This is a genomic window from Phenylobacterium sp., assembly GCF_030697925.1.
Taxonomy (GTDB): Bacteria; Pseudomonadota; Alphaproteobacteria; order Caulobacterales; family Caulobacteraceae; genus Phenylobacterium.
This window is the reverse complement of the sequence record NZ_JAUYOJ010000099.1, coordinates 1-6,119: the sequence shown is the minus strand read 5'-3', so window position 1 is coordinate 6,119 and position 6,119 is coordinate 1. Positions and strand designations below refer to the sequence as shown.

Below are 6,119 nucleotides of genomic sequence, written 5' to 3'. Positions count from 1 at the left end.
GGCAAGCCCCCCGGCCCAAAGACCATGGCCAAAGGCTGGGAACGCTTCACAGCAACCCTCACAGGCTTCGTCATCGCAAGGGCCGACGCAGTTGTGTGAATCCCGTAGCCCACCGGGGGAGCTGTCGGCGAAGCCGACTGAAGGGGACTTTGACTCGTCCCGCCGTGGATGAAACCCCCTCCGTCTCGCCGCCAAGAGGCGACGATCCGCCTCCCCCAGATCGCGCTTCGCGCTGGGGGAGGATCTAAGAGGCCCTAGGGCCTTGCCGCCCGCCGGAGCGCCTGAGGCGGCTGGCCGAAGGCGCGCAGGAAGGCGCGGCGCATCCGCTCGGGGTCGCCGAAGCCCGAGCTCTCCGCCACCCGGTCGATGGGCTCCGACGAGCTCTCCACCCGCTCGCGGGCGGTCTCCAGCCTTAGCCGCTCCACCGCCTTGGCCGGGGTGAGGCCGGTCTCGGCGGCGAAGGCGCGGGCGAAGTGGCGCGGGCTCATGGCCGCCCGGTCGGCCAGGCGCTCTACTGGCAGGTGCTCGGAAATGCGCTCGCGCATCCAGTCCAGCAGGACGGCGAAGCGACCGCCCTGGCAGCCCATCTCGATCAGGGCCGAAAACTGCGACTGGCCGCCCGGCCGGCGGTGATAGACCACCAGCTGCTGGGCCACCGCGCGGGCGATCGGCTCGCCCAGGTCTTCGGCGATGAGGGCGAGGGAGAGATCGATCCCCGCGGTGATCCCGGCCGAGGTCCAGATATCGCCGTCGCGCACGAAGATGCGGTCGGGCTCCATCCTCACCTGGGAATAGCGCCGCGCGAAGTCCGGGCACCGCTGCCAGTGGGTGGTGGCGCGCCGGCCGTCCAACAGGCCGGCCTCCGCCAGCAGGAAGGCGCCCGAGCAAACGCTGGCCGTGCGCCGCGCCTGGCCCGAGGTCGCCCGGATCCAGTCGAGCAGCGCGGTTTCGAACATCGCTGCGCGGGTCCCGTCGCCGCCGGCGACCACCAGGGTGTCCAGCGGGTGGTCGGCCAGGGCCTCGGCGGCCATGACGGCCCGCGACGAGGAGGTCACCAAGCCCGGCTCCATCGCCATGACCCGGGTGTCGTAGCTGCCCGGGGCGTAGCGCTCGGCGATCTCGAAGGCCGCGATAGGCCCCGCCGCATCGAGGATTTGGAAGTTCGGGAAGATCAGGACGCCCAGTTTGCGCGGCATGGCAGTTTCCGAGGGAAGATTGTCATTTCAGCCGCACGCTATGCCGCGCACCATGGCTCGTCAAATCGGAGGAGGCTTCCATGGCCGAACTGCAGATCGTCATCCCGCTCTATCCGGACGTCACGCACCTGGACTTCACCGGGCCGCACCAGGTGCTGTGCCGGTTGCCCAATGCGAAGGTGACGGTGGCCTCGATGGGCGGCCAGGACATCACCGCCGATGGCCTGACCTTCGGAAACCTCGCCGACCTCTCCAAGGTCGAGCATTGCGACCTGCTGTGCGTGCCGGGCGGCTTCGGCACCACCGACGCCATGCTGGACGAGGCCTTCATGGCCGAAATCCGCCGTCTGGGGACGGGGGCCAAGTACCTGACCAGCGTCTGCACGGGTTCGCTGATCCTGGCGGCGGCCGGCTTCCTGCGCGGCAAGCGCAGCGCCTGTCACTGGGCCTGGCGCGAACTGCTGCTGCCGTTCGGCGCGATCGTCGACGAGGGCCGGGTGGTCCGCGACGGCAATATCATCACCGGAGGCGGGGTGACCGCGGGGCTCGACTTCGCCTTCGTCATGGTCGCCGAACTGGCCGGGGAGGCCTTCGCCAAGACCCTGCAACTCAGCCTGGAATACGCACCGGCGCCGCCTTTCCAGTCGGGCCGGCCGGAGCTGGCCAGCCCCGAGATCCTGGCGACGGTCCGGGCCTTCTTGGATCGCGGCAAGCAGGCTCGCGCCGAGGCGGCCCAGAAGGCCGCCGAGCGCCTGCAGCCGGCCTAGTCCCCCGCCGACCTACGGCTTGCGCCTCTGCTCCGAGTTCTCCTCAGTGTCGCGCTTGCCTTCCACGTCATGGGCATGGTGGCGGTCGCGTTCGCCGCCGCCGCCCGAGACGTGGCTGTAGGGTGTGTTGGTGGGCTCGCCCGGCGCCCTGGGGTCACGCTTCGGCGGTTGCGGCTTGGTGGCGTCCTCGTGGCTCGCGCCCGGGCCGCCCCAGCGTTCGGTGTTGGGATGCTTTTCCGGCATGGCTCAGCGGTCCTGGGTCTTGGCGTGAACGGTGTCGACGTTCTGGTGGATGTTCCCCTGGCGGCCCTGCTGCTTGAGGTTGACGTCGCCGTCGCCGGGTTCGGTCGATTGCAGGCCGGTCTTCTCGTCGCGCCGGCCCTGGGTTGAGCCGGTGATGTCGGGCTTCTCGCCGCGGAAGGACTGTTGTTCCTTCGGGATCGGGGGCGCCTTGGAGGTCATGTGGGGCTCCTTCCATGTGGGGAAGGAACCCGCCTCGCCGGGCGCGGTTCCTACGGCTACGCCGCGTCCAGGCCGATATCGAGGACCGGGGCGGAATGGGTCAGGGCGCCCACGCTGATCACGTCGACCCCGCTCTCGGCGATCGTGCGGACGGTCTGCAGGTTGACCCCGCCGGAGGCCTCCAGGACCACGCGGCCTGCAGTGATCGCCACCGCGCGGACCAGATCCTCGGGGCTGAAATTGTCCAGCATGATCACGTCGGGGTCGAGGGGCAGAGCCTCTTGCAACTGGTCCAGGCCGTCGACCTCGACCTCGATCTTCATCAGGTGGCCGGCCGCGGCGCGGGCGCGCTTGAGGGCCTCGCCGACCCCGCCGCAGGCCGCGACATGGTTGTCCTTGATCAGGATGGCGTCATCCAGGCCGAAGCGGTGGTTCAGCCCGCCGCCACAGCGCACGGCGTATTTCTCCAGGTGGCGCAGGCCCGGCGTGGTCTTGCGGGTGTCGGCGATGCACGCCTTGGTCCCGGCCACGGCGTCCACATAGGCCCGGGTCAGGGTCGCCACGCCCGAGAGCCGGCCCAGCAGGTTGAGCGCCGTGCGCTCGGCCGAGAGGATGGCGCGGGCGTTTCCCTCGACGCGGGCCAGGACGCGGCCGGCTTCCACCCGGTCGCCGTCCGCGGCCAGGGTCTCGAAGCTGGCGGTTGGATCGAGCGCCGCCACCGCCAGGCGCGCGCAGGCCAGGCCCGCCACGACACCCGATTGGCGGACCGCGAACACCGCCGTCAGCCGCGCATCGGCCGCGATGCAGGCCTGGGCGGTGACGTCACCGGCGCGGCCGAGATCCTCGGCCAGGGCGGCGCGGACCACGGGTTCGATCAAGAGGTCTGGGATGGGCGGGATCATTCGGCGGCGAGCGCGGCGGCGGCGTTCAACGCTGGAAGGGTGACGAAGGTGCGGCGGCGCTCTTCATTCGCGACTCCGTCGGCCCGGAAATGCGCGCCCAGGCTGGACGCCCGCGCCAAGGCGGCGCTGGCCACCAGCCGGGCGGCCACCAAGGCCGGGGCGCGGCCATGGGCGGCCTCCAGGGCGTCTATCTGGGCCAGCAGGCGGTCGAGGCCCGCGGCGTCGCGCACCACGCCGGCGTCGCGGCTCATGGCGATGCGCAGCTGGGCCACGGCGGCCTCGGGCAGATCGGGCGCGGCCGTCGGGCGCAGGGGACGGGTCCCCGGATCGCGGGCGTCGCGGGCGGCCTCGCCGGCCCGGGTCCCGAATACGGCGGCCTCCAGCAAGGAGTTCGAGGCCAGGCGGTTGGCCCCATGCACCCCGGTCGAAGCGCACTCGCCCACCGCATAGAGGCCAGGCAGGCTGGTGGCGCCGTGAGCGTCGGTGACGATACCGCCCATGTGGTAGTGGCAGGCCGGCGACACCGGGATTGGCTGGACGCGGGGATCGATGCCGCCAGACAGGCAGGCGGCGAACACCGCGGGGAATTGTTCCGGGAAGTGGTCGCCCACCGCCTCGCGGGCGTCAAGGAAGGCGCCGCGGCCGGCCTCGCGCTCGGCGTGGATGGCGCGAGCCACCACGTCGCGCGGCGCGAGCTCGGCGTCGGGATGGTAGCCGGCCATGAAGGCCTCGCCCGCCGCGTTGATGAGCTTGGCGCCCTCGCCGCGCAGGGCCTCAGTGGCCAGCGGCGCGGGATCGCGGCCGATGTCGATGGCGGTCGGGTGGAACTGGACGAACTCGGGATCGGCGATCTGGGCCCCGGCCAGGGCGGCCAGGCCCAGGCCCTCGCCCCGTAGCTCCGGCGGCGTGGTGGTGATGGCGTAGAGTCCGCCGACACCGCCCGTGGCCAGGATGGTGGCGGGGGCGGTGATCTCCACCAGCCGGCCGTCCTGCTCGACCACGACGCCGCGCACGTGGCCCGCGGCGTCCTGCAGCAGGCCGCGCAGCCGCGCGCCGGCCCGGACCTGGATGTGGCGGGCCGAGAGGGCGGCCTTGACCACGGCGTCCATGATGGCGCGGCCGGCCTGGTCGCCCTTGACCCGGGCGACGCGCGAACGGCTGTGGGCGGCCTCCAGGCTGGTGGCGAACTCGCCTTGGGCGTCGCGGTCGAAGGGTGCGCCCATGGCCGCCAGCTTGCGCACGGCGGCGGGGCCTTCCTCGGCCAGCAGGCGGGCCATGTCGGGATCGACCAGGCCGGCGCCGGCGGCCACGGTGTCGGCGGCGTGCAGGGCGGGCGCGTCGTCGGCCGACAGGGCCGCGGCCATGCCGCCCTGGGCCCAGGCAGAGGAACAGCCGTGGTTCAGCGGCGCCCCGGTGAGCACCAGGACCTTGCGCGGCGCGGCGGCCAGCGCGGCCGAAAGGCCGGCGAGCCCGGCGCCTACGATGAGGACGCCGTCATGCTGGATGCGGTCCATGGGGACCTCCTATCCGCTGAGCTAGATCAGCTCGACGTCGACATGGTGGCGCGCCTTGATCAGGTCGTAGCGCGCCGGGACGAGGGGCGGGGGCAGGTCGATCATGCGCTGGACGGACAGGCGGGCGCGTTCGGCGATGTCCGGATCGACCAGCACCTCGTGCTGGTTCATGACCAGGGCCTCGTAGATGTTCTCCAGGCTGATCCGCTTCATGTGCGGGCACAGGTTGCAGGGGCGCACGAACTCGGTCTCGACCGCGTCGATGGCCACGTTGTCGGCCATGGAGCATTCGGTGATCAGCACCACCTGCTTGGGCTTGCGGGTCAGGACGTAGTCGTTCATCGCCGCCGTGGAGCCCGCGAAGTCGGCGACTTCCAGCACCTCGGTCGGGCATTCCGGGTGGGCCAGAATCTGGGCGTCCGGATAGGCGGCCTTGAGCTCCAGGATGTCGGCGGCGTTGAAGCGCTCATGCACCTCGCAGCGGCCCTTCCAGGCGATGATGCCGACCGTGGTCTGGCGCGCGACGTTGCGGGCTAGGAACTCGTCGGGGATCAGGATCACCCGGTCGACGCCCCATTCGCGAGCCACGTGCTCGACCACCTGCACGGCGTTGGCGCTGGTGCAGCAGACGTCGGTCTCGGCCTTAACGTCAGCCGTAGTGTTGACGTAGGTCACGACCGGCAGGCCCGGATAGCGCTGCTTGATCAGGCGTACGTCGGCGCCCGTGATCGAGGCGGCCAGGCTGCAGCCGGCGCGCAGGTCGGGGATCAGCACGGTCTTGTCGGGCGAGAGGATCTTCGAGGTCTCGGCCATGAAGTGCACACCGGCCTGGATGATGATCTTGGCGTCCGACTTGGCGGCTTCCTTGGCCAGGCCCAGGCTGTCGCCGACATAGTCGCCGACCCCGTGGAAGATCTCCGGCGTCATGTAGTTGTGGGCCAGGATGACCGCGTTCTTCTCGCGCTTCAGGCGGTTGATCTCGGCGATCAGCGGGGCCTGGAGGCGCCACTCCATGGGCGTGACGTGGCGCTTCACCTTTTCCCAGAGGGGAAGGGTGGCGGCTTCGACAGCGGGCGTGAACGCGAATTGCGATCCGTCAGCCATGGCGTCCTCCTTATGCTCACATTGAGCATTTCATCGGCCTCAAAAAACGCCGCGGGATGTCTGCAGCGCCCCGTCGGCGTCGTGATTATGCTCAAAAGGAGCAAAACCGATGAGAGACATATAGACCCGTGTTCGGCCGGGGGCAAGTCACGCATTGTCACGAAATTGTTTCGG

The 6,119-nt window shown here is 70.6% G+C and carries 7 protein-coding genes; 1 reads left to right on the top strand and 6 read right to left on the bottom strand.

The features are described from left to right. Positions 1-254 precede the first annotated feature (254 nt). Positions 255-1,196: a GlxA family transcriptional regulator gene (locus tag Q8Q88_RS09425; protein ID WP_305674939.1), complete on the bottom strand. Its 942-nt coding sequence runs from the start codon at positions 1,194-1,196 to the stop codon at positions 255-257. An 80-nt stretch (positions 1,197-1,276) separates the two neighbouring features. Between Q8Q88_RS09425 and Q8Q88_RS09420 the strand changes: the two genes are divergently transcribed. Continuing rightward, on the top strand, positions 1,277-1,963 hold the full coding sequence (locus Q8Q88_RS09420) for a DJ-1/PfpI family protein (protein WP_305674938.1): 687 nt from the start codon (positions 1,277-1,279) through the stop codon (positions 1,961-1,963). Positions 1,964-1,975: 12 nt separating this feature from the next. Here Q8Q88_RS09420 and Q8Q88_RS09415 read toward each other — a convergent pair whose 3' ends face one another. The 5 genes from Q8Q88_RS09415 to nadA are packed head-to-tail and all read right to left on the bottom strand — an operon-like array spanning position 1,976 to position 5,945. Further along, positions 1,976-2,206, bottom strand: a complete 231-nt coding sequence (locus tag Q8Q88_RS09415) for a hypothetical protein (RefSeq protein ID WP_305674937.1) — start codon at positions 2,204-2,206, stop codon at positions 1,976-1,978. A gap of 3 nt (positions 2,207-2,209) precedes the next feature. Continuing rightward, a complete protein-coding gene (locus Q8Q88_RS09410; RefSeq protein ID WP_305674936.1) occupies positions 2,210-2,425 on the bottom strand; it encodes a hypothetical protein in 216 nt (71 codons plus the stop codon). Between the two features lie 56 nt (positions 2,426-2,481). Further along, on the bottom strand, positions 2,482-3,327 hold the full coding sequence (gene nadC, locus Q8Q88_RS09405) for a carboxylating nicotinate-nucleotide diphosphorylase (protein ID WP_305674935.1): 846 nt from the start codon (positions 3,325-3,327) through the stop codon (positions 2,482-2,484). Further along, entirely contained in the window at positions 3,324-4,841 is a 1,518-nt protein-coding gene (locus tag Q8Q88_RS09400; protein WP_305674934.1) for an L-aspartate oxidase, read from the bottom strand. The genes nadC and Q8Q88_RS09400 overlap by 4 nt, the downstream gene beginning before the upstream one ends. Before the next feature lie 21 nt (positions 4,842-4,862). Next, entirely contained in the window at positions 4,863-5,945 is a 1,083-nt protein-coding gene (gene nadA, locus Q8Q88_RS09395) for a quinolinate synthase NadA (RefSeq protein WP_305674933.1), read from the bottom strand. Positions 5,946-6,119: the final 174 nt, after the last annotated feature.